The sequence below is a fragment of the Oceanobacillus phoenicis genome (assembly GCF_047238145.1).
GTDB lineage: Bacteria > Bacillota > Bacilli > Bacillales > Amphibacillaceae > Oceanobacillus.
On record NZ_JBDFME010000001.1, the window covers coordinates 2,761,164 to 2,781,510 of the forward strand.

At 36.0% G+C, this 20,347-nt stretch carries 19 protein-coding genes and 1 pseudogene; 9 read left to right on the forward strand and 11 right to left on the reverse strand.

Going from position 1 to position 20,347, the window contains the following annotated elements:
- Window positions 1-2: 2 nt before the first annotated feature.
- Window positions 3-2,018: a copper-translocating P-type ATPase gene (locus ABC346_RS13840; protein ID WP_413235396.1), complete on the reverse strand. Its 2,016-nt coding sequence runs from the start codon at window positions 2,016-2,018 to the stop codon at window positions 3-5.
- A gap of 398 nt (window positions 2,019-2,416) precedes the next feature.
- On the opposite strand from ABC346_RS13840, the gene ABC346_RS13845 reads away from it, so the two are divergent.
- Window positions 2,417-2,971 carry a formate/nitrite transporter family protein gene (locus ABC346_RS13845; protein ID WP_413235397.1) on the forward strand — a complete coding sequence of 185 codons (555 nt, stop codon included), beginning with the start codon at window positions 2,417-2,419 and terminating at the stop codon, window positions 2,969-2,971.
- 69 nt (window positions 2,972-3,040) lie between these two features.
- Here ABC346_RS13845 and ABC346_RS13850 read toward each other — a convergent pair whose 3' ends face one another.
- The 5 genes from ABC346_RS13850 to ABC346_RS13870 form a co-directional block, all read right to left on the reverse strand.
- Window positions 3,041-3,691: a Type 1 glutamine amidotransferase-like domain-containing protein gene (locus tag ABC346_RS13850; RefSeq protein WP_413235398.1), complete on the reverse strand. Its 651-nt coding sequence runs from the start codon at window positions 3,689-3,691 to the stop codon at window positions 3,041-3,043.
- Between the two features lie 132 nt (window positions 3,692-3,823).
- Complete coding sequence (locus tag ABC346_RS13855; protein ID WP_413235399.1) at window positions 3,824-4,330, reverse strand: YfzA family protein; 507 nt, start codon at window positions 4,328-4,330, stop codon at window positions 3,824-3,826.
- Between the two features lie 150 nt (window positions 4,331-4,480).
- A complete protein-coding gene (locus ABC346_RS13860) occupies window positions 4,481-4,855 on the reverse strand; it encodes a VOC family protein (protein WP_413235400.1) in 375 nt (124 codons plus the stop codon).
- 29 nt (window positions 4,856-4,884) lie between these two features.
- Window positions 4,885-5,550 (reverse strand): PadR family transcriptional regulator, encoded by a 666-nt coding sequence (locus tag ABC346_RS13865; protein ID WP_413235401.1) that lies wholly within the window; start codon window positions 5,548-5,550, stop codon window positions 4,885-4,887.
- A gap of 424 nt (window positions 5,551-5,974) precedes the next feature.
- Window positions 5,975-6,550, reverse strand: coding sequence for a TetR/AcrR family transcriptional regulator (locus ABC346_RS13870; RefSeq protein WP_413235402.1), 576 nt, complete (start codon window positions 6,548-6,550; stop codon window positions 5,975-5,977).
- A 154-nt stretch (window positions 6,551-6,704) separates the two neighbouring features.
- On the opposite strand from ABC346_RS13870, the gene ABC346_RS13875 reads away from it, so the two are divergent.
- On the forward strand, window positions 6,705-7,391 hold the full coding sequence (locus ABC346_RS13875) for an SDR family NAD(P)-dependent oxidoreductase (RefSeq protein WP_413235403.1): 687 nt from the start codon (window positions 6,705-6,707) through the stop codon (window positions 7,389-7,391).
- A 258-nt stretch (window positions 7,392-7,649) separates the two neighbouring features.
- On the opposite strand, the gene ABC346_RS13880 is transcribed toward ABC346_RS13875, so the two are convergent.
- Window positions 7,650-8,492 carry a tyrosine-type recombinase/integrase gene (locus ABC346_RS13880; protein ID WP_413235404.1) on the reverse strand — a complete coding sequence of 281 codons (843 nt, stop codon included), beginning with the start codon at window positions 8,490-8,492 and terminating at the stop codon, window positions 7,650-7,652.
- A gap of 409 nt (window positions 8,493-8,901) precedes the next feature.
- On the opposite strand from ABC346_RS13880, the pseudogene ABC346_RS13885 reads away from it, so the two are divergent.
- Window positions 8,902-10,104: pseudogene (locus tag ABC346_RS13885) on the forward strand (IS110 family RNA-guided transposase).
- Between the two features lie 136 nt (window positions 10,105-10,240).
- Here ABC346_RS13885 and ABC346_RS13890 read toward each other — a convergent pair.
- The 3 genes from ABC346_RS13890 to ABC346_RS13900 all read right to left on the reverse strand — a co-directional run bounded on the left by ABC346_RS13890 (window position 10,241) and on the right by ABC346_RS13900 (window position 12,150).
- Window positions 10,241-10,699: a GNAT family N-acetyltransferase gene (locus ABC346_RS13890; protein ID WP_413235405.1), complete on the reverse strand. Its 459-nt coding sequence runs from the start codon at window positions 10,697-10,699 to the stop codon at window positions 10,241-10,243.
- A 364-nt stretch (window positions 10,700-11,063) separates the two neighbouring features.
- On the reverse strand, window positions 11,064-11,249 hold the full coding sequence (locus tag ABC346_RS13895; protein WP_413235406.1) for a PH domain-containing protein: 186 nt from the start codon (window positions 11,247-11,249) through the stop codon (window positions 11,064-11,066).
- Between the two features lie 394 nt (window positions 11,250-11,643).
- Complete coding sequence (locus ABC346_RS13900; protein WP_413235407.1) at window positions 11,644-12,150, reverse strand: TetR/AcrR family transcriptional regulator; 507 nt, start codon at window positions 12,148-12,150, stop codon at window positions 11,644-11,646.
- Window positions 12,151-12,222: 72 nt separating this feature from the next.
- Between ABC346_RS13900 and ABC346_RS13905 the strand changes: the two genes are divergently transcribed.
- Genes ABC346_RS13905 through ABC346_RS13925 form a run of 5 tightly spaced genes read left to right on the forward strand, consistent with a single transcriptional unit; the run spans window position 12,223 to window position 16,204 of the window.
- Window positions 12,223-12,450 carry a hypothetical protein gene (locus ABC346_RS13905; RefSeq protein ID WP_413235408.1) on the forward strand — a complete coding sequence of 76 codons (228 nt, stop codon included), beginning with the start codon at window positions 12,223-12,225 and terminating at the stop codon, window positions 12,448-12,450.
- Window positions 12,447-13,424, forward strand: coding sequence for an alpha/beta hydrolase (locus tag ABC346_RS13910; protein ID WP_413235409.1), 978 nt, complete (start codon window positions 12,447-12,449; stop codon window positions 13,422-13,424). Before ABC346_RS13905 ends, ABC346_RS13910 begins: the two co-directional genes overlap by 4 nt.
- Before the next feature lie 33 nt (window positions 13,425-13,457).
- Window positions 13,458-13,592, forward strand: a complete 135-nt coding sequence (locus tag ABC346_RS13915) for a hypothetical protein (RefSeq protein ID WP_413235410.1) — start codon at window positions 13,458-13,460, stop codon at window positions 13,590-13,592.
- A 13-nt stretch (window positions 13,593-13,605) separates the two neighbouring features.
- Window positions 13,606-15,003, forward strand: coding sequence for an alpha/beta hydrolase family protein (locus tag ABC346_RS13920; protein ID WP_413235411.1), 1,398 nt, complete (start codon window positions 13,606-13,608; stop codon window positions 15,001-15,003).
- Window positions 15,004-15,049: 46 nt separating this feature from the next.
- A complete protein-coding gene (locus tag ABC346_RS13925) occupies window positions 15,050-16,204 on the forward strand; it encodes a pectin acetylesterase-family hydrolase (RefSeq protein ID WP_413235412.1) in 1,155 nt (384 codons plus the stop codon).
- A 157-nt stretch (window positions 16,205-16,361) separates the two neighbouring features.
- Here ABC346_RS13925 and ABC346_RS13930 read toward each other — a convergent pair whose 3' ends face one another.
- A complete protein-coding gene (locus ABC346_RS13930) occupies window positions 16,362-16,937 on the reverse strand; it encodes a recombinase family protein (protein WP_413235413.1) in 576 nt (191 codons plus the stop codon).
- A gap of 147 nt (window positions 16,938-17,084) precedes the next feature.
- On the opposite strand from ABC346_RS13930, the gene ABC346_RS13935 reads away from it, so the two are divergent.
- Complete coding sequence (locus ABC346_RS13935; protein WP_413235414.1) at window positions 17,085-20,051, forward strand: Tn3 family transposase; 2,967 nt, start codon at window positions 17,085-17,087, stop codon at window positions 20,049-20,051.
- The last annotated feature ends 296 nt before the right edge of the window (window positions 20,052-20,347 follow it).

The following is a 20,347-nucleotide window of genomic DNA, read 5'->3' on the forward strand; positions in this document are numbered from 1 at the left end:
CATTATTCCATATTTAACGTTCTTGCATTGATCGCAACAATAATCGTACTTAGTGACATGAGTACCGCTCCAACAGCAGGATCTAATATGATACCCCACGGGGCCAATATACCAGCAGCTAATGGAATTGCAATAATATTATAACCTGCCGCCCACCAAATGTTTTGAATCATCTTACGGTAGGTTAATCGAGATAGCTCAATGATTGAAACAACATCTTTAGGATCACTATTAACCAGTACGACATCGGCACTATCCATCGCTACATCCGTTCCCGCTCCAACAGCTACACCTAAATCTGCGTTTGCTAATGCAGGAGCATCATTAATCCCGTCACCCGTCATTGCTACTCGTTTATTCCTAGTTTTTAATTGTTTTATTTTATCTGCCTTTTCATCTGGCAATACTTCTGCAATAACTTCGTCTATACCAACTTCTTTTGCTACACTGTAAGCCACTTTCTGATTATCCCCTGTAAGCATTTGTGCTTCGATATCAAGTTCATGCAAACGACTTACAGCTTCCTTGGACGATTCTTTCACTTGGTCAGCTAATGCAATCATACCGATAAGCTCATCAATTTTCAGGATAAAGATAACTGTTTTTCCCGCTTCAGATAATTGTTGGAACTGCTGTTTATCAAAGGATAGGTTCTCTTTCTCCATATAACCAGGGCTGACTGCCAGAATTGATTCATTGTTTAATTCCGCTTTTATCCCTGCCCCTGTAATAGAATTAAATTCTTCAGGAGAACTGATATCAATATCTCTGTTTATCGCCTCATTAATAATTCCTTTTGCAATAGGGTGTTCAGACTGCGATTCTACCGAAGCTGCTATTCGCAATAAATCATTCTCTGAAAAATCCCCTTCTGTAATAATATCCGTAACACCAAATTCTCCTTTTGTTAATGTTCCAGTCTTATCAAATACAACTGTATCCACATTTCTAGCATCTTCAAATCCAATTCTATTTCGTATGAACAAGCCTTTTTTAGCAGATAGTACGGTTGATCGTGCAACTACTAAAGGAATTGCCAATCCAAGTGCATGCGGACATGATATTACTAATACCGTAACCATTCTTGTAGTTGCTTCTGCAATCCCATACCCTAATACAAGCCAAATGATAAATGTTAGAACACCGGCAATAACAGCGATATAGAATAGCAATTTCGCTGCACGATCTGACAGCATCTGTGTTTTCGATTTGCTTTCTTGAGCCTCTTTGACTAATTGAACAACTTGAGATAAATATCCTTCTTCATTTGTTTTTGAAACTTCAACGGTTAAGGATCCTGACGTATTAATGGAACCCCCGATTACTTCATCTTTTACTGATTTTTCTACTGGAACAGATTCTCCTGTTAGCATCGACTCATCCACAGAGGACTTTCCTTTAATAATCACAGCATCCGCTGGAACTTTTTCACCAGGTTTAATTAAAAGGTTGTCACCAGTTTGTAATTGAGAAACGGAAATAATTTCTGTATTACCCTCTGCATCAATTTTTGTTGCTTCATGTGGCATTAAATCTGCAAGCGCCTCTAATGATTCCGAAGCTTTGTTAACAGATTTCATTTCAATCCAGTGTCCAAGAAGCATAATCACAATTAAGGTCGCAAGTTCCCAAAATAAGTCATTACCTTCTACACCAAACACCGTTGCTGCACTATATACGTATGCAACAGAAATAGCAAAGCCAATTAAAGTCATCATCCCAGGAGATTTTTGTTTTATCTCATCGAATAATCCGGTAATAAATGGCCATCCACCGTAGAAAAAGATAACTGTTGCAAGAATGAATTCTACCCAATGATCTCCATTAAACGATAATGTATATCCAAAAATCATTTGAATCATATCAGATAAAATGATGACTGGAATTGCTAAAATTAAAGAAATAAAAAACCGTCTCTTAAAATCTGCAATCATATGTTCATGGTGACCATCATGAACATGGGATCCATAATTATTATGTTCATTTGTACTGTGGTGATGGTTATGTTCATGATTCATATTTATCCCTCCTCATTTAACAATATACCCCATAAGGGTATTTGATAAACAAAACAAAAAAATCTCTTTTCTCCTTTTATATTTAGAGGAAAAGATTTTTATATACATTACTTATTTAATAGTTTTTACCGTCTTGATATCAATATCAATATATCACGCAATGAAACTGCCATGTACAAAACTGTTCACGTTTCAGGCTGATACTTTTATAAGAAGATAGCTCATTTGTAAAAAATCATATTTACTCGAAACAAATCAGTTTAGTAAATTAATTAGAAAAATACTTTGTTAGATTATCTAACAAGTTCATTCACTATCTTTTTAATAAGTTGTATATTAATTTGTAACAGTCAATTTAAAGAAACGTTATTGTATGGAGGTGGGTTGATATTGATTATGTGAGTCCGTCATTAGTTGTAGAGAATATGGTTGAAGCTGGATCAAAAAAAGCTAAATTACCAATCACACAATTATTAATGCGTGGCTTTATGGGTGCTGCACTTCTCGGATTTGCAACAACATTAGCGTTTATCTTTGAATTACAAACGAATGTTGGTATGTTAGGAGCTATTATATTTCCAATTGGATTTGTTATGATTGTCCTCCTTGGTTTTGAATTAGTTACAGGAAATTTTGCACTCATCCCGTTAGCTGTTATTGAGAAAAAAGCTACGATCAGTGAAATGCTACATAACTGGCTTTGGGTATTTATTGGACATCTAATAGGTGGTAGCTTTTATGCTTTACTAACCTTTATCAACATCACTAATATGGGTCATTCTTATGAGCATGTATTAGTACAAAAACTAATTACAGTTGCTGAAACAAAAACAGTTGATTATGCAAATATGGGATCTAATGGCATGGTTGTAGTTTTTGTAAAAGCAATATTATGTAATTGGATGGTCACGTTAGGTGTAGTTATGAGTATGGTTTCAAAAAGTACCATTTGATCGAATTAAAGCGTTATCTTGACATCTACATATCTACTAGGTACTGGTAACCATAGCTATTCACCACAACTAGATCGTCTCACTCAATTTATGAATCTTTGAGTGAGAAATTAAATATACATTGCCGAAAATGTCGATTTTGTCTCCCTTTGTACGTATGGCGCAATCTTTGTTCGACGCATAAATATTCATTTCTTCCGATAAGGGAGACAGTTCACTTAGAACCAATGCAGTGTTATTTTCAAGATCAAAATGAGACAGAACGGAAAAATCGTCAAGTCCGATTCCGTCGTAAACAGCTCTTATTTCATCTCCAAAGTTTTTCGAGCATAACCATTTAGCGGACATATTGATCGCACCAGCGCTTGCTCCCATCACAACTGCTCTGCTTTTTTTAATCAAATCCGACAATTCATATTCCATCAAAAGACCATTTTGTTTAAGAATATTACCACCCAATAAGAAAATCACTGAAGCATTTTGAATTATCGTTTGGGCATCTTCCTTCTGTACTCGATAATTTATTAAATGATATTCATCAAATATAATGCCAGCCTTGCAAAGCCACGATCGTTCCACAGCTCCATCATCTTCATAAGAAAATGGATTCGAGCTAATCATAACAAGCGATTTTCTATCAGTTATATCCTCATGTAAAACCCTAGCCAAATTCTCTGGAATAAAATTGTTAAACCAACCTAGATAATAATGAGTTTTCATAAGTACCTCCCTGCATTACTCATTCTGTTTCCTTGTCATCAACACAATACTTTCTATCTGGCCTAATTTTTGAATAATATCTCTTCTGGATAAACACCCGTTTGCTAAATAGAACCTTATTAAAAATCCTTTTTAAAAGAAGTTAGAAACAGACCTTCTGCCACTCTTTTTTCTTCGATCTTTGAGAATCCATAGAAGATTTGCTGGTGCATTTTTCAGATCTGACACTATTATTGTTTCAAAAGCTTTTTTATGACTTTCAATGAAATCCAATAATATCTTAGCAATTCCTTTTCTAAAATGTTTAGGATCAAATTGAATTAGATTAACCACGGTGCTGCTTTTCTCCTTGATAGAAAAGATGTCCGTTACCGCCTTTCCAAATAGAGCAATTACGAAAAGGATCGTGGCCAGATTAAACAATGGGAAACTAAATGGAGAGATCCATTCATTAAAGATCCTTGATTCTGAAAGCCCGTCTGCTGCCCTACCAGCTATGTTGTTTGAATCATTTAAAATTGGTTCCAAAGATGTTCCATCAATGGTATAGAAAACCAATAGCACTATAAAAAATACACCAAGGTTAATTATCCAACTCCTTAATCGATTAGGACCACTCTTTTTAATTTTTTCTGTCACTTGGCACATTCTCCTTCCTTTTTCAATTTACTCTGTTTCATAAAATGGCCCGATTTAGGCACAGTGCTTATTCAACAACTGCGTCCGTTTACGGCAGAACTAAAGAGTCCATATTTGCAATATCCAACGTTTTATCAACATTGATTATGGCTAATTAGTCATAACTTCAAATAGGCAACCATCTAAATTGGTCCAAAACACCCCACGGGAAGCAAAAGGGTGATCTGTGCGTTGATTGTCTGTTTCAAACGGGTTGTTCCCGAAGGCGACATTCCTTTTACAAAGTCGGTCAAGAATCTGGTCAAAAGTATGTCCATCAACACTGAAAGCCAAATGCTGTTGTGGAGTATCATCCTCGATTGTCATAAAGAAAACAGAAAGATCGTCATTAACTTGCACCTCTGCAAACTTATTGTCTATCCCTTCATAACCATCAAGTTTAAGGCCCATATTCTCTGCAAATTCGTGTGCAGCTTTATCATTATCTTTAGCGAATACCACTGTGTGGTCAAGTGTAATTGTCAATTTAAAGTCTCCTTTTATATTTTTAAGAATTATTGACCATCTGAGTTTTTCTCTTCGTCATCACCTATTTTCAAAAGCTCTGCACGTGTTTTTTCGAGCAGCTTTTGTAGTTGTTCCTTTTTTTCGGGCTTTTCTATAGCTTGACGGCCCACCTTGAAAAATTCATGGAATAAACTCTGAATGTCAGATCTTAAAATCTGAATTTCGTCTAGATTCACATTTTCAAGCAAATTCATCCTTGAGGTGAAAGGATCTTCATCTTGGTTTTTTTTCAAAAAGGCTTGCCCCTCATCTGTAAGATGATAAACTTTTTTCCGACCCTCTTTGATTACATTAACTAGATCTTGATCCTCAAGCATCTGTAGAATAGGATAAACGGAACCAGGACTAGGCGAATAAAACCCCTTAAACCTTTCCTCAAGCTCTTTAATTAATCCATATCCATGTCTTGATTGTTCTTGTAACAATTTTAATAAGACAATCTTGAGATCACCACGCCCGAAAAAACGTTCACCACTATTATCCCCATCAGATTCTTTGCCTGCGAAAATATGAGGTCCGCCTTGCCCGTCAAAGTTACCGTTTTCCATCCCAAATTCCGCGTCGAATCTGTCGCCTTTAAAGACACCATGATGATAAGAATGACTCTGTCCTTTTAAAAAAGGATATTGGGGCATATCGGGTCTTTTGTACATATTCACAACCTCCTGTTGATTTTATTCTAAAATAACGATATATCGTTATTTTAGAATAACCGATATATCGTTAGCTGTCAAGATGGTGAATATATTTTCTTCAGTTCATCTTACCTATAACACGCTTTATTTAGAATAATGCCTTCTCTTATTCAGGCCCTACAATGAAAAATAAGCGCTTATCCTTATTCAAGGATAAGCGCTTATTTGTTGCGTAACTTTGACTTTAACATGTAATTACAAGAGTGGAACTGCCAACATTTTAACGAAAGTATACCATAAGCCCTGAATCATGTTCGACTTGGCATTTCTGTTTACTATATGCTCAAACGAGATCCTCACCTAAATGGACTTGAAAAAAAGCAGTCACTGACTAGGCACACAAATCTAGACAGTCTCTTCTTTATTGAACTAACGTTACTGGTTAGCGTAACACTCCTTCAAAAGACCGAAATCCACCAACTACAAATGATGCAATCTTCTTGGCTACTTCTTCCTTTTTCATGGTATGTTTACCAAGACACAATTGCAATCCACCTTCGTGAATTATTTGTGTGAAAATTGGCACGAACATATCCTTTTCATTATCTGAATACTTATGGTCCAAACTTTTCGACAAAAATACCTTTAATTCATTTAGTATTTTTTCCTTCATTTGAGGTAAGGCCCATTTACCATAGCTGCTGCGACATTCAATGTTCGGTTGTTGATAAAAATCACATACTGCAAAAATGAGTTGAGTTATACTATTCTGATCGAATTTCATATCATCTGAAGTATGGCTTTCGATAGATGCTGAGGCAAAATCCTCCATAATATAGTCAATTAAATCGTATTTATCATTAAAATGTGCATAGAATGTAGCCCGATTAACCTTCGCTCCCTTTGCTATATCAGCTATTGTAATCTTTTCAAAATCTTTTTGAGAAGCTAAATTGTAAAAAGCATTAATTAAGAACTGTTTCGTTTGTGTAATACGTAGGTTCCTTACTTTTGCCAATTGTCTCACCTCCCGCCCGACAATTTCGTGATATTGTGGCTATAGCAACATTCTGCAGTAGATTGTTGGTTGTTGTACTAATTTATTGGCTGTATAGTTTTTATTAAAGCAACACATGTTGTTTTAATATATCACAGATTGGAGTTTATAAAAAATGAAAACTATTGCTATCGTTGGTGCAGGCCCTGGATTAGGATTGTCTATAGCAAAAAAATTCGGAGAGAAGGGTTTTAGGGTAGCGACCATTGCAAGGAATCCTGAGAAATTAGCAATTATCGAACGTGAACTCAAGGAACTAAATATTGAAACACAATCTTTTGTAGCCGATGTTACGGACTTAGCTGCCTTAAAACAAGCTATTCAATCAGCTAAAAAAGCATTCGGTTCGATTGATGTACTAGAATTTAGCCCCTATGCTAAGGAGGATATATTCACTTCTGTGCTTGAAACGAAGCCGCAAAGTGTAGTAGATATTATGAACAGCTATTTGTTGGCTGGCATTCTTTCCGTGAATGAGGTGCTACCAGATATGATAAGTAACGGTTCTGGTGCCATATTATTTACAACAGGCGTATCTACTATTTTCCCTTTACCATATGCGGGAAATGCCGGAATCGTTGGGGCTGGTATGCGTAATTATGCCTTAAACCTGCACAATGAGTTGAATGAAAAAGGGGTGTTTATCGGACATCTTTCAATCGGAGCCATGATACAACCTGGAACAGAAGGAGACCCAGATCTTATTGCTGAAGCTTGGTATAACTTATATGAGAATAATGACCATTTTGAAGAAGTATTCCCTCCAGGACTCGACCCAACTATACTTCTTGGCGGAAATTAATATAAAGGAGATAAGACAACTATTGAAATGATAGTTGTCTTATCTCTTTTGCCCGTACTTAGTGCAACATTTAGCTATTTACCTCTCTGTCAAAATTAACATGAGTATTCTGTTTTATTAGGAAGTATTATTCAACTAAATAGCGCTATTCATGAATAGCGCTTATTTATAGTTCAATTACATGCTTCCCACTAAACTCCCATTAATTTTAACACAAAAGGTAATATTTAGAATATATTGGTAAAAAAAGTACATCCTTTAAAAATACTTGCTATAGAAATCATGTCTTAATTTACCACTGAGATGAGCGTAAATTCTTGTTGTTTCACTCTTTTCATGACCAAGGAGGCTTTGAATTATTTCAAGTGGGGCACCATTGTCTACCAAATGTGTGGCAAAACTGTGCCGTAATTGATGTGGGTGAATCGTTTTTTTGATTCCAGCACGATTAGAAATACGTTTAACTATGTGTCTCAAAGTATCTATACTCATACGTCTTATAGGTTTACGCTCTGTGACAAATAAACAAGGTTGATTATCTTCACGTTCCTCTAGATACCTTTTTAGCCAAATGGCACAACGTATATTAAAATAAACTTCTCTTTCCTTATCGCCTTTCCCATGCACGATCACCGAGTTTCCAGTGAAATTAATATCATCTCTATTTATTTTAGCAACTTCTCCAATCCGACAGCCCGTCGAATAAAAAAATTCAAACAAAGCATTTTCCATCGGTGTATGACATCTCTCACGGGGGTGTTCAATCTCATGTTTGGTAAGAAACTTTGGAATTCGTTTGCCTAACTTAGGTTCTTTTAATTTCGCAGCTGGATTTTTCAAAATATAACCTTCCTCATGGGTCCATTTAAACAACGACCTAATAAATCGTATACGATGTCCTAAACTAGATGGTTTTAAGTGTTCTCCAGCTTCAACCAAGTATTGTTTCAAATTTTCTGTTGTAATATCGCATATTCTAATATCTCCAAAATAACGCTTTAAAAGGTTACATTGGAAACCATACATCTTCAGAGTAAGAGAAGAATAACCTTCAATTCTTTTATCAGAGTGGTACTTGTCCCATGCTTCAGACAACAACATTTTTTTCACGCTCCCATACTATGAATCAATTAACTTGATTCCAGTATGATCTGCTTAAACATCCTTTATTCAACAAGCGAAATGTATAATAAAATATATTCCTATAATAATGGTAAAAACACACAGATTAGACGCCTATCAATATTCAAGATAAGCGCCCGATCGTATTATAGGGTCAGCCAGTCATTTCTGGTTGACCTATTTTTTATAAGTATTATGCTTAAGGTAGCCGGGGTAGGACGTTCGCGCCCGTGGGAGACTGATCCCGTCCGCAATACTGTCCACCCTCTACTTATAGAAACATGTTTGAGGCTGGTTGGGACTCAGATCCCGTATAACAAGCGAAGCTATGACACTATAAGTATTGAAGAGGCGAACCGGCAAATCTATTAAAAGGTGCGTGGTTTATATGGACCCTGTCATTGGCTTGGATGTCGCAAAAGGTGAAAGTCAGATTCAAGCCTTTTTACAAAGAAAAGAAACGTATAAGCAAAGTTTTAAAATCACACCTGATTTACCAGGTCTTCAAACGTTTCATAGCTTTTATCAGGAAGTAAAAGAGATCTCTGGTCAGCCTCCGGCTGTAATCTTTGAATCTACTGGTCACTATCACGAGCCAGTACTTCAATTTCTTGAAAATCACGATATAGCTTACTTTTTGGTTAATCCAGTCGTTTCTTTTGAGGCAAGAAAGACAAGTTTACGTCAAGTAAAAACGGATAAAGCTGATGCGTACCATTTGGGAGAGCTTTATTACAAGGAAGACCTTGAAATCTATCAAAAGAAAACAGAGAAAGCTCTTAATTTGCGTCTCTTAACAAGACAGCACAGTGCTTTAACAGACAGCTATGTACAAATAAAACTTCAATTTCAAGTAGCATTGGATCAAGTATTCCCAGAATACCATAGGGTTTTTAGTGATCTTTATGGGGAATTATCATTAAACACTTTATTGAGTTATCCTACTGCTATAAATGTTCATGCGCTCTCGGAAGAAAGTCTGGTTGAGGAGATGCGACAATTTGGAGCTAGATGCTCTTATGATTGGTTTCTAGACAAAGCACGACAATTAAAAGAAGCTGCAAGACGCAATCCTTATCAGTCTCCAATTAGCCATGGACAACTTGTCAGTTTGAACATGTATATTCATATGCTTTCCAGTATCAAAAGCACCTATCCGAATTATTAAAAGAAATAAGTATTCTAGCTAAATCCTTTAAGGAATACAGAATAATCCAATCCATACCCGGCATCGGAGATAAGATTGCGGCAACAATCCTTTCCGAAATTGGTGATATCAATCAGTTCGATCATCCTAAAAAGCTTTGTAGCCTATGCAGGATTGGATCCTTCTGTGTTTGAATCCGGCAAATTTAAAGCTTCCATCAATCGTATCACGAAGAGAGGTTCATCGAGATTGCGACAAACACTTTACACGGCCGTGCAATGCGGTTTAGCCAAGGAACGAAACAAAAAGCTTACTGCTTTTTATAATCGCAAAAGAAATGAAGGCAAGCCACATAAAGTCGCAATTATTGCTTGCGCAAACAAGCTTGTTCATTGGATTCATGCGATGTTAAAACGTCAAGAAGTCTTTGTAGACCAAGCGTAAGTTGCTTTAATTTCTTATTTTTTTTCCTTTAAATCAAAAGGTTTATTTAGTATGTTCAATTTTAGTGTAACATGTTTTTTTAAAGTTTTTTAGCTTTAATTATTTACAGCTATTAGCTGGTATTGTTTAACACCAATCATTCAATATCAGCTTTTGACATTTCCAATATATGACTAGCTTTATGAATTCCTTCTACTTTTGAGAATCCACATTCTATATATAAATTAACGGCAGCTGGATTATCAGTAGAAAGTAACCTTATTGTCCGAAAACTCCCCCTTGCTTTATCAATTATTGTAGTTAGAAGTTTCTTTCCTACACCAATACCTCTCTTCTTACGCAAAACATAAAGATGCCTTACTCGTCCAACATCGGAAAGATTAAGATAGGGGTCAATATTAAGACCCCCAATTCCTATAACCTCGTCATTAATTCTTGCAACATAAAGTGCCTCACCATTATTATCAAATTTGTTGCTCCCTAATGTATATTCATCAACTAATCTCTTTATAAATTTATAACCTTCAGATAAACTATCTTCTATTAGTAAATCTAACTTATACTGTTCAAGCGATGTAACTCTTTCAATTATCATCGTATTTTCCTCCTCGTCATATAGATTTACCAACTTTTAGTATGACGTTCTCGCATTTCCGATTTTAAAGTGACTTTTTATACAAGTAATTCGATATTTTTATCCAATAATAATCCTGCTCGTTGCTGATAATCCTTATGCAATAGCCTTTTTACGCTATATGGCTACATACATTGTTAATGAATCGCGCCCTATTGCGATATTACACAACTAGACCTTTTTAGATTGACTATTCCAAAAATAATGAGTGGATCTTAGATTTTATATTTTTGGGAACTCTTTTTCTATTTGAATTTGTGTTTTTTTGCTCAGAAGGAGTTTAATGAAATCACACTCATTCCTAGGAGACACAAGAATATCCAAATTATATTTCCTGTATTACCAATCTATCAGTAGCTAAAGCAGCTGCTGTACACACACTTTTCCTCTGACTTATTTTGTTAATTTCTTGTATATTTATTGTTTTTTTAAATGGTCCAGCCTTTACTTTAACAATATCGTTTGCAATTTGATAACCAGTACTAAACCACACCCAAATAAGTAAAACCACTATAATAAATCCAACTAATCCTTCAATAAAATTAGATGCGCTAAAAGTAATAATAGGGGTAGCGTCAGGAAAATGCGGATTTACAACGTTAAGGAAATTTTAATATCAAAAAGCCTATTTTCTCATTGACTGTGAAGAAATTAGGCTTTTTTCATTTCTCAATTAAAGCGCGTTGAATATAATTTTTTTGTTAACAGTATCGTTGTACTGCGTTATAAGATTTTTCATTTCAGACTCCTCTTATTAACGGTTCCATTCAATATTGAATTACTTACCTTAACAGCCTTATGTAAAAATAAATTAATGCTATTAAATGAATAAATGCTAGTGATTTCTTTAAAGAATCTAATATTCGATTTCACGAAGATTTTGATGGCTAGCAGAACTTTTTTGATTACTTCATTCCGTGTGTTGAGAGGAGTGCCGACATGCTCTCAGCTGATTCTTGCATGCCCCGTCCAATCCATTCTTCAATCCAGCCATAAGTTCCGTAGGTTATAAAAGATGTAACATAGGCAGCCATATTGTCATGTTCGGTTTTAGCTCCATAAAGCTCGATAAACACATTTAAAAACAAATAGAATAACTTTCGTTTTTTTAGCAAAAGGTAAAAATCGCTATGTTCTTTTAAGTGTTTAAACAAGCTGCCAAATAGTTCTGCATTGGAATCCTTATTTATTAATTGATACTCCGCATCCCACTTCGAAATTAAATTGTTTACGTATTTCAGTAAGATATCCTCTTTATCTACATAATTTCGGTAGAAAGAATTTCTGCTCACCTGCGCTTTCGTGGTTATTTGACTTATGGATATTTGGGAAAGTTCATATTCCATTAATAGGTTTATGGTAGCTTCCGTGATTTGTTCTTTTACAAACGTGTTTTTTTCTTCGTTATTCATGATGGTACATTCCCCCCGTATTTGTACCATTTTCCTTGTATGTATTGAACCTACAGATAAGGGCTGGTACATTTGATACATCGAAAGAGTACACTTGATGCATTAGATTGTCAAGTAGAATTGATAGAATTTAAAAATACGAAGATAAAGGAGAAACATATGACACATTTTCTTACTATAAAACGAATCATTATTCTCGGTATAGTGATTATTGCCGGTCTAATTTTAGGAAGATTGGCAGTTCGAATGTTTATTAATCTGATGGTCGGCGGATCATTGTTCGGAGGTAATTTCCTATGAGAAAAGATAAAAAGAAAAGAAACAAAGTAGGCATGTTTATTCTGCTGTGTGTAGGGGCGTTTATCGTTTCTTTTGCAGGATCAGCTATCTTCAAAATGACGTATACTTCTCCGGAGTTAAAGAAATATTCCGTAGACTGGAATGAGGAGATTGGGACGACTTATACCGATATTGCTTACGGAGATGGTGAAGCAAATAAATTTGATTTATATGTACCTGCTGATAATACAAAAGAAACTTATGGTCTTGTCGTATATCTCCATGCGGGAGGATTCACGACGGGTGATAAATTGGATGATGCAAGCATGCTGCAGTGGCTGGCTTCTAAAGGCTATGTGGCAGCAGGAATCAATTACACCCTTCGCAATGAAGAACACCCTGAAGCCAGCGTTTATTCACAGTCAGTGGAAATTAAGAGCAGTATCCCTGCTATTGTCGAAGAGGCAAAGAAGTTAGGATACAACCTTGATTCAATGGCAATATCCGGAGGATCTGCAGGTGGGACGCTAGCAATGCTCTATGCATACCGCGATGCGGATGAATCACCGATTCCAGTGAAGATGCTATTTGAGGCTGTAGGGCCGTCGAGCTTCTACCCAGAAGACTGGTCTCCATACGGCTTTGATCAGAACCCAGAGGCAGCAGCCAATTTGTTTTCAGTCATGTCCGGTACGGAAATTACGGCGGATATGTTCGGCACGGAAGCTTATGATGAGGCAATCAAACCAATTTCAGCATATATGTGGGTGAATGAGAAATCGGTACCTACTGTCGTCGCCCATGGTGTATATGACAAAGTGGCCCCGTTTGATACAGTGAAGCATCTTGTGAATGCGTTGGAAGAAAATAACGTCATACATGAATACATTGAATTCCCGCATTCTGGACATGCACTTCAAAATGACAATGACCTGTATGTCAGGTATATGCAGACAGTGGAAGAATACCTGGATACTTATATGCCGATAAATTAAAAAGATCGCACAGGCTAAAGGAGGATACCAAGCTTGAACATGAATAAGGTTACAATGTTTTTGAAGGCTAAAAAGAAAGCAATACTAACATTGGCAGTTATTATTGCAGTAGCTTGGATATTAGGTCAAATCTCTGTTCCAACATTATTAAAAATCATTTTTCTATAAAGGGGGCGATTTTATGAAAAAGCTCTTATGGGTTATTTTGTGTGTGTTTGTTTTTTGTTGTGTGTGTGGATTATCTGCATTTTCAAAATTCAAAGATATATTTGGTGAAGATTTGGTTGCGGCATTAACATTACAAGGAAACGATGCCATCGAGACTTTATCAGAAGATGAATTTCAAAAAGAAATCATTGATATTAAATACATTAAAGCTAATGGTGAAATCGATACAAGGCAGATTGTTTTATACAAGCCGTCAAATGTGCAAGGAGATCATCCCGTTATATTTGTTCCGCATTATGCAGTAGATAAAAATACTGCTGATTTTGTAGCTTATATAAAAAACGGTTGGGCAGTAGCTTCACCGTATAATGTGAAAAATGAATATAACGGAATATTAGCTACAGATGATTTGGTTTTCAATAATGCGGCACTATATACGCTAAGAAATATGAATGGAATTGATAAGCAAAGAATAGCAATGGTTGGAGGCAGTGCAGGAGGATACACGACCTTAATGCTGAGCCAACTTCACATGGGAACGGTTGCTTCGATTGCAAATTCACCAATCGCAAATATTTACTTTAATGCTCATGTTTATTTTCCGAAGGCTGATGAAGTTAACCGCAACTCCGGATTATTTAATTTTAAAATGCCGGTGCAGGGTATGATATCAAAATCGTTTCAGCCTATTAATGACATTCTACCGAAAGAAAATGACCCTTTATGGGAAGCATTATCCCCAGTTAGTATGGCAAAATCCTTCAGCAGTCCAGTTGTTATAAACCATAATACAGCTGACATATTGGTACCTGTCGACCAAATAACAAATAAATACACCTATGACGATAATGACGGAACATTGCCGAAAGGTTTTAATGCCAGCTTAGAGGACAACTATCCTGGGATATTAAGTTCTTCGCTTGAACAATTAGCAAACCAGAATGAAATGTCCGTTAATAAATATGTATTTAAGAACAACGTAGTAGCGGGAAAAATGCCATATAGTGAAAAAATATTGACCATCAATGTGATTGATGACGGTCCTATCAGTGCAAAAGGAAGTCATTCAGCACCTACCACAACTGGCGGCTATGATACCATGCCATACTTAAAGGATATGATGGATAAAACTTTAAAAAATACAGAAAAGCTAGTACCAGAGAAGCTCCTCTTGTTGTTGGAAAGATATGCAGGCAACAGCAAACAGTTGCCCGCACACAAGGGAATCGATGATACGGTCTATGGCTCTCTTGCCATCTACCAGAAGGAAGTCGCTGATGAACTAAGTACATGGGTAGAAAATCATTCATTAGAAGAAATGGATTCTACAATGCAGGAGGCACTATCAATCAGTACAAACAAGGAACAATATACAAAAGTATGGAATGAAATTAAGGCACGCATTGAGTAGAATAACTTGATACCTATATGCCTGTAAAATTATTGGAGGTATCATTATGAAGAAAGTATTGAAAATCCTGAGTATTATATTGGCTTTCATTTTGATTGTCTTGTTGGGTGTCTATCTATTTGTCTTGCAATATCCCGAATTAAAAGATGATCCGAAAGTTGACAAATGGTATCGTGTTACAACTGATGAAATGAAATCATCAGATGGAAGCAAATATCGTGCACTGTTCAAAAAAGGCAGTGAAAATAAAGTGATTGTTTACTTCGCAGGTGGCGGAGTCAGCGTTAATGAAGAAATGGCAAGGGAAGAAACTTATAATACAAAACGAATTTCTATAGATGCTGTGGCAAATTTAACCATGAACATGGGCGGAATCGCAACCGCAACAGATGATAATCCTTTTAAAGACTGGACTGTCATTGCGTTCCCGTATGCAACAGGCGATTTTCATGCAGGAACCGGAGAATTCAAGTATACAGACAAAGACGGAGATGAAAAAACGCTCTACCATAATGGATATACCAATTTCACAGGTGCGATGAAGGAAGCTATGGAACATGCCGGTATCGATAATCCCGATGCGGTTTTAGTTACAGGCTACAGTGCCGGTGGGTTTGGCGCATCTTTACTTGCCGATGATGTATTTAGCAATTATTTTCCAAACGCAACGAGTAAGACGGTTTTGGCAGATTCATCTTTGCTTCTAAATGATGATTGGCATAGTATTGCAACAGATGTTTGGAAATCACCAAAACATATATCTGATCGATTAGTATCCAATAATATTACGTTAGACAGTTTAACTGCATTACATGAAAAGTGGGGAGATGAGGTTAATATTTTATTTGATTCATCTACTCGAGATGGAGATTTAGCAAAGGTACAAAATTATTTTGATACAGGAAATATGGAGACAGATGAAGAAAGAGCAGATATATATCAGCAAAAATTAAAGGAAACGATACCGAAATTCAAAGAGCAAGCTGGTGCATATTTGTTTATTTGGGATGGGTTACCATGGTACGATGACCCACGAAATTTAACAATGCATACCATAATAGCAACACCTGATTTTCATACCAAATTTGAAAATGTGGATATGTCTATATCCGAATGGGCATGGAATGCGGTTAATGGCAAGCTGGAAGATTACGGGCTGGATTTAGTTGACAAGACATATCCTTCGTCTGATGAAGACTAAATATGCAACAAGATATGTGAGTAAAGGATCGGGAAACCGGTCCTTTTTTTATACACGAAAAACTGAGGTGATGCATTTTTCAGATTAAGTGTAATACTTCTCAATATCGGTCCGATTACTTAAAAAGCCACATTTCTTATGGTGGAATAATTAACGATTATTGTTTCCCTTCCGACAGCTTTCTATATAATGAAGCTCTAGAGACATTTGTAATTTCACAAATTTGATTTACAGTCATACTTCCTTCTTTATACAGCTTCACCGCGTAATTCATTCCAGCATGATTTTTATGATACTTCTTTAACCGTCCTTTAAACTTTCCTTCCTTTTTAGCTAACTCAATCCCTTCACGTTGTCGCATACGAATAAGATCTCTCTCTAATTGGTTAACTCCAGCCATTACCGTAATTAAGAATTGGCTGTATGGATTATCTTCTGATAAATCTAGCCATGAATCTTTTAATGATTTTAAACTTACCTTTTTACCTCTTATATCATCAATTAATACAAATAAATCCTGTGTACTACGAGTGATCCGAGTTAAGTCTGTCACATAAATAATGTCATCTTTTTGTAAATTCTCTAACATTTGTTGAAGTTGCTCTCGATCCTTTGTTGCTCCTGAAACTTTCTCTTCATATATAATATCCATTCCGATCTCGTTCAGCTGCTGAAATTGCCTTGAAGGATTTTGGCTAGTCGAACTGACACGAATATAACCGATTTTCCGCAAAATATCACCTCACTTTTGAGATAAGTCTTATGAGACACTCTTAACTATGATTTTATCAGTCTACTAGACTTGTATCAATAGAGTACACTCTATTGGTATATAATTGTACTAATAAACTGAATAATTGCAGAGATGGGATGATACAATATGAAAATTGCGAGAGGAAGAGAATTACTTACGCCAGATCAAAGACTGGCTCTTATGCAAATTCCTGAAGATGAGTGGGTAATGGGAACCTACTACACTTTTTCCAAACGGGACTTGGAAATTATTAATAAGCGAAGGAGAGAGGAAAATCGTTTAGGGTTTGCTATTCAATTAGCTGTTCTTCGGTATCCCGGTTGGCCATACACCCATATCAAAAGCATCCCAGATTCGGTCATACATTATATATCGAAACAAATTGGTACCAATCCATCCTCGCTTAGTCATTATCCTCAAAGAGAAAATACACTTTGGGATCATTTGAAAGAAATTCGAATTGAATACGACTTTGTAACTTTTACTCTGAAAGAATATCGAATGACATTTAAGTATCTTCATCAAATAGCTTTGGAAAATGGTGATGCCATTCATCTATTACATGAATGCATAGATTTTCTAAGAAAAAACAAAATCATACTGCCTGCTATCACTACACTTGAAAGAATAGTTTGGGAGGCGAGAGAAATAGCTGAAAAAAAGTTGTTTAATATGGTTAGTCAATCCCTAACAAATAAGCAAAAAGAAAAGCTTGAAGAAATCATTACTTCGCAGCATCCATCCGAATCCAATAAAACAATATTGGGTTGGTTAAAGGAACCACCGGGTCATCCTTCACCCGAAACATTTCTAAAAGTAATAGAACGACTCGAATACATACGGGAAATAGAATTGGAGACGGTAAAAATTAGCCATTTGCATCGCAATCGCCTGTTACAGCTATCTCGTTTAGGTTCAAGATATGAGCCTTATGCATTCCGTGATTTTCAAGAAAATAAACGATATTCGATATTAACAGTCTATTTATTACATCTTACTCAGGAGTTAACGGATAAGGCTTTTGAAATTCATGACAGACAAATACTTAGTCTGTTATCAAAAGGCCGTAAGGCTCAAGAGGAAATTCAGAAACAAAACGGTAAAAAGCTGAATGAGAAAGTTATACACTTTACGAACATCGGACAAGCTTTAATCAAAGCAAAAAAGGAAAAATTAGACGTTTTCGAGGTTTTAGAATCCGTTATCGAATGGAATTCTTTTGTCTCTTCGGTCGAAGAAGCTCAGGAGCTTGCACGTCCTGCCGACTATGATTATTTAGACTTACTGCAAAAACGATTTTATTCACTAAGAAAATATACGCCAACGTTATTAAAGGTATTGGAATTTCATTCTACAAAGGCAAATGAGCCACTTTTACAGGCCGTTGAGATTATCCGAGGAATGAATGAATCCGGAAAGCGAAAAGTACCTGATGACTCACCTGTGGATTTTATTTCAAAACGTTGGAAAAAGCATTTATACGAGGAGGATGGTACAACAATTAATCGTCATTACTATGAAATGGCTGTTTTAACAGAACTTCGGGAGCATGTTCGGGCAGGAGATGTTTCTATTGTTGGTAGCAGACAATATAGAGATTTTGAGGAATATTTGTTTTCAGAAGATACATGGAATCAAACGAAGGAGAAAACGAGATTATCAGTCAGTTTATCATTCGAAGATTATATGACGGAGAGAACCAGCAGCCTTAATGAAAGGTTAAAGTGGTTAGCTGCCAATTCCAACAAGTTGGACGGAGTTTCTCTTGACAAAGGAAAGCTGTCACTTGCACGTTTAGAAAAGGGTGTTCCAGAAGAAGCAAAAAAATTTAGTGCAAGCCTTTACCAGATGCTGCCAAGAATAAAATTAACCGATTTACTCATGGATGTTGCTTATATAACAGGATTTCATAAGCAATTTACTCATGCTTCCAATAATCGAAAACCGGATAAAGAAGAAACAATTATTATTATGGCTGCCCTTTTAGGAATGGGAATGAATATTGGTATGAGCAAGATGGCTGAAGCAACACCCGGAATTACATATAAGCAATTAGCCAATGTATCTCAATGGCGCATGTATGAAGAAGCAATGAATAAAGCACAAGCCGTATTAGTAAATTTTCATCACAAATTACATTTGCCTTTCCACTGGGGTGACGGCACAACATCTTCGTCAGATGGTATGAGAATGCAGCTCGGTGTTTCGTCATTACATGCAGATGCAAATCCACATTATGGAACTGGAAAAGGAGCCACCATCTACCGTTTTACCAGTGATCAATTCTCTTCTTACTACACAAAGATTATTCATACTAATTCAAGGGATGCGATTCATGTTTTGGATGGTTTGTTGCACCATGAGACGGATCTAAATATAGAAGAGCATTATACAGACACAGCCGGTTACACAGACCAAATATTCGGACTAACTCATTTATTAGGATTTAAATTTGCCCCAAGAATAAGAGATTTATCAGACTCGAAATTATTTACAATAGATAAAGCAAGTGAATATCCAAAATTAGAAGCCATTTTACGTGGACAAATAAATACAAAGGTCATTAAAGAAAATTATGAGGATGTTTTGCGATTAGCTCATTCTATAAGGGAAGGAACAGTTTCAGCATCCCTTATTATGGGGAAACTAGGTTCTTATTCAAGACAAAACAGCTTGGCTACAGCCTTACGTGAGATGGGACGAATAGAAAAAACGATCTTTATTTTGAATTATATTTCGGATGAATCACTAAGAAGAAAAATACAAAAAGGATTGAATAAAGGAGAAGCCATGAATGGACTGGCAAGAGCTATTTTCTTCGGAAAACAAGGAGAGCTTAGAGAAGGAACCATACAGCATCAATTGCAAAGAGCCAGTTCTTTAAACATAATTATCAACGCCATTAGTGTCTGGAATACTCTACATCTGACAAAAGCAGTTGAATACCAAAAAGGTTTAGGTAATTTTAATGAAGATTTGTTGCATCATATGTCTCCTTTAGGCTGGGAGCATATAAATTTACTAGGAGAGTACCGTTTTAATTCTGAAAAAATGGTTGAGTTAGATTCTCTAAGACCACTAAAACTGTCTTAACGTTGTTAAAATTGGGGTAATCGTCAGGAAAATGCGCTTAGCGTTGTAAATCCGCTTTTTCCTGACGGTACCCCTAATAGAACGAATAACAACACTTAAAATCAAAACTATGGTTCCCCATATAACAACAGAGTATAAAGCATCTTTCTTAGAGACAAAAAATATTTGGCTCACCTCTTTCACTGCCCGATAATGCAAATTTGAACGCTTTTTTATTCCGTTAAAGCGGCTCGTTTGCTGAAGTTCGATATTGAAGATCCCAAACTTAAATGTAACTCTTCCCTTAACAATACTGT

Bases quoted from the DNA above. Each gene is read 5' to 3' on its own strand.
- ABC346_RS13840 (WP_413235396.1), bottom strand. From the start codon at position 2,018: ATGAATCATGAACATAACCATCACCACAGTACAAATGAACATAATAAT.
- ABC346_RS13910 (WP_413235409.1), top strand. From the start codon at position 12,447: ATGAGAAAAGATAAAAAGAAAAGAAACAAAGTAGGCATGTTTATTCTG.
- ABC346_RS13925 (WP_413235412.1), top strand. From the start codon at position 15,050: ATGAAGAAAGTATTGAAAATCCTGAGTATTATATTGGCTTTCATTTTG.
- ABC346_RS13935 (WP_413235414.1), top strand. From the start codon at position 17,085: ATGAAAATTGCGAGAGGAAGAGAATTACTTACGCCAGATCAAAGACTG.
- ABC346_RS13850 (WP_413235398.1), bottom strand. From the start codon at position 3,691: ATGAAAACTCATTATTATCTAGGTTGGTTTAACAATTTTATTCCAGAG.
- ABC346_RS13865 (WP_413235401.1), bottom strand. From the start codon at position 5,550: ATGTACAAAAGACCCGATATGCCCCAATATCCTTTTTTAAAAGGACAG.
- ABC346_RS13875 (WP_413235403.1), top strand. From the start codon at position 6,705: ATGAAAACTATTGCTATCGTTGGTGCAGGCCCTGGATTAGGATTGTCT.
- ABC346_RS13920 (WP_413235411.1), top strand. From the start codon at position 13,606: ATGAAAAAGCTCTTATGGGTTATTTTGTGTGTGTTTGTTTTTTGTTGT.
- ABC346_RS13900 (WP_413235407.1), bottom strand. From the start codon at position 12,150: ATGAATAACGAAGAAAAAAACACGTTTGTAAAAGAACAAATCACGGAA.
- ABC346_RS13890 (WP_413235405.1), bottom strand. From the start codon at position 10,699: ATGATAATTGAAAGAGTTACATCGCTTGAACAGTATAAGTTAGATTTA.
- ABC346_RS13880 (WP_413235404.1), bottom strand. From the start codon at position 8,492: ATGTTGTTGTCTGAAGCATGGGACAAGTACCACTCTGATAAAAGAATT.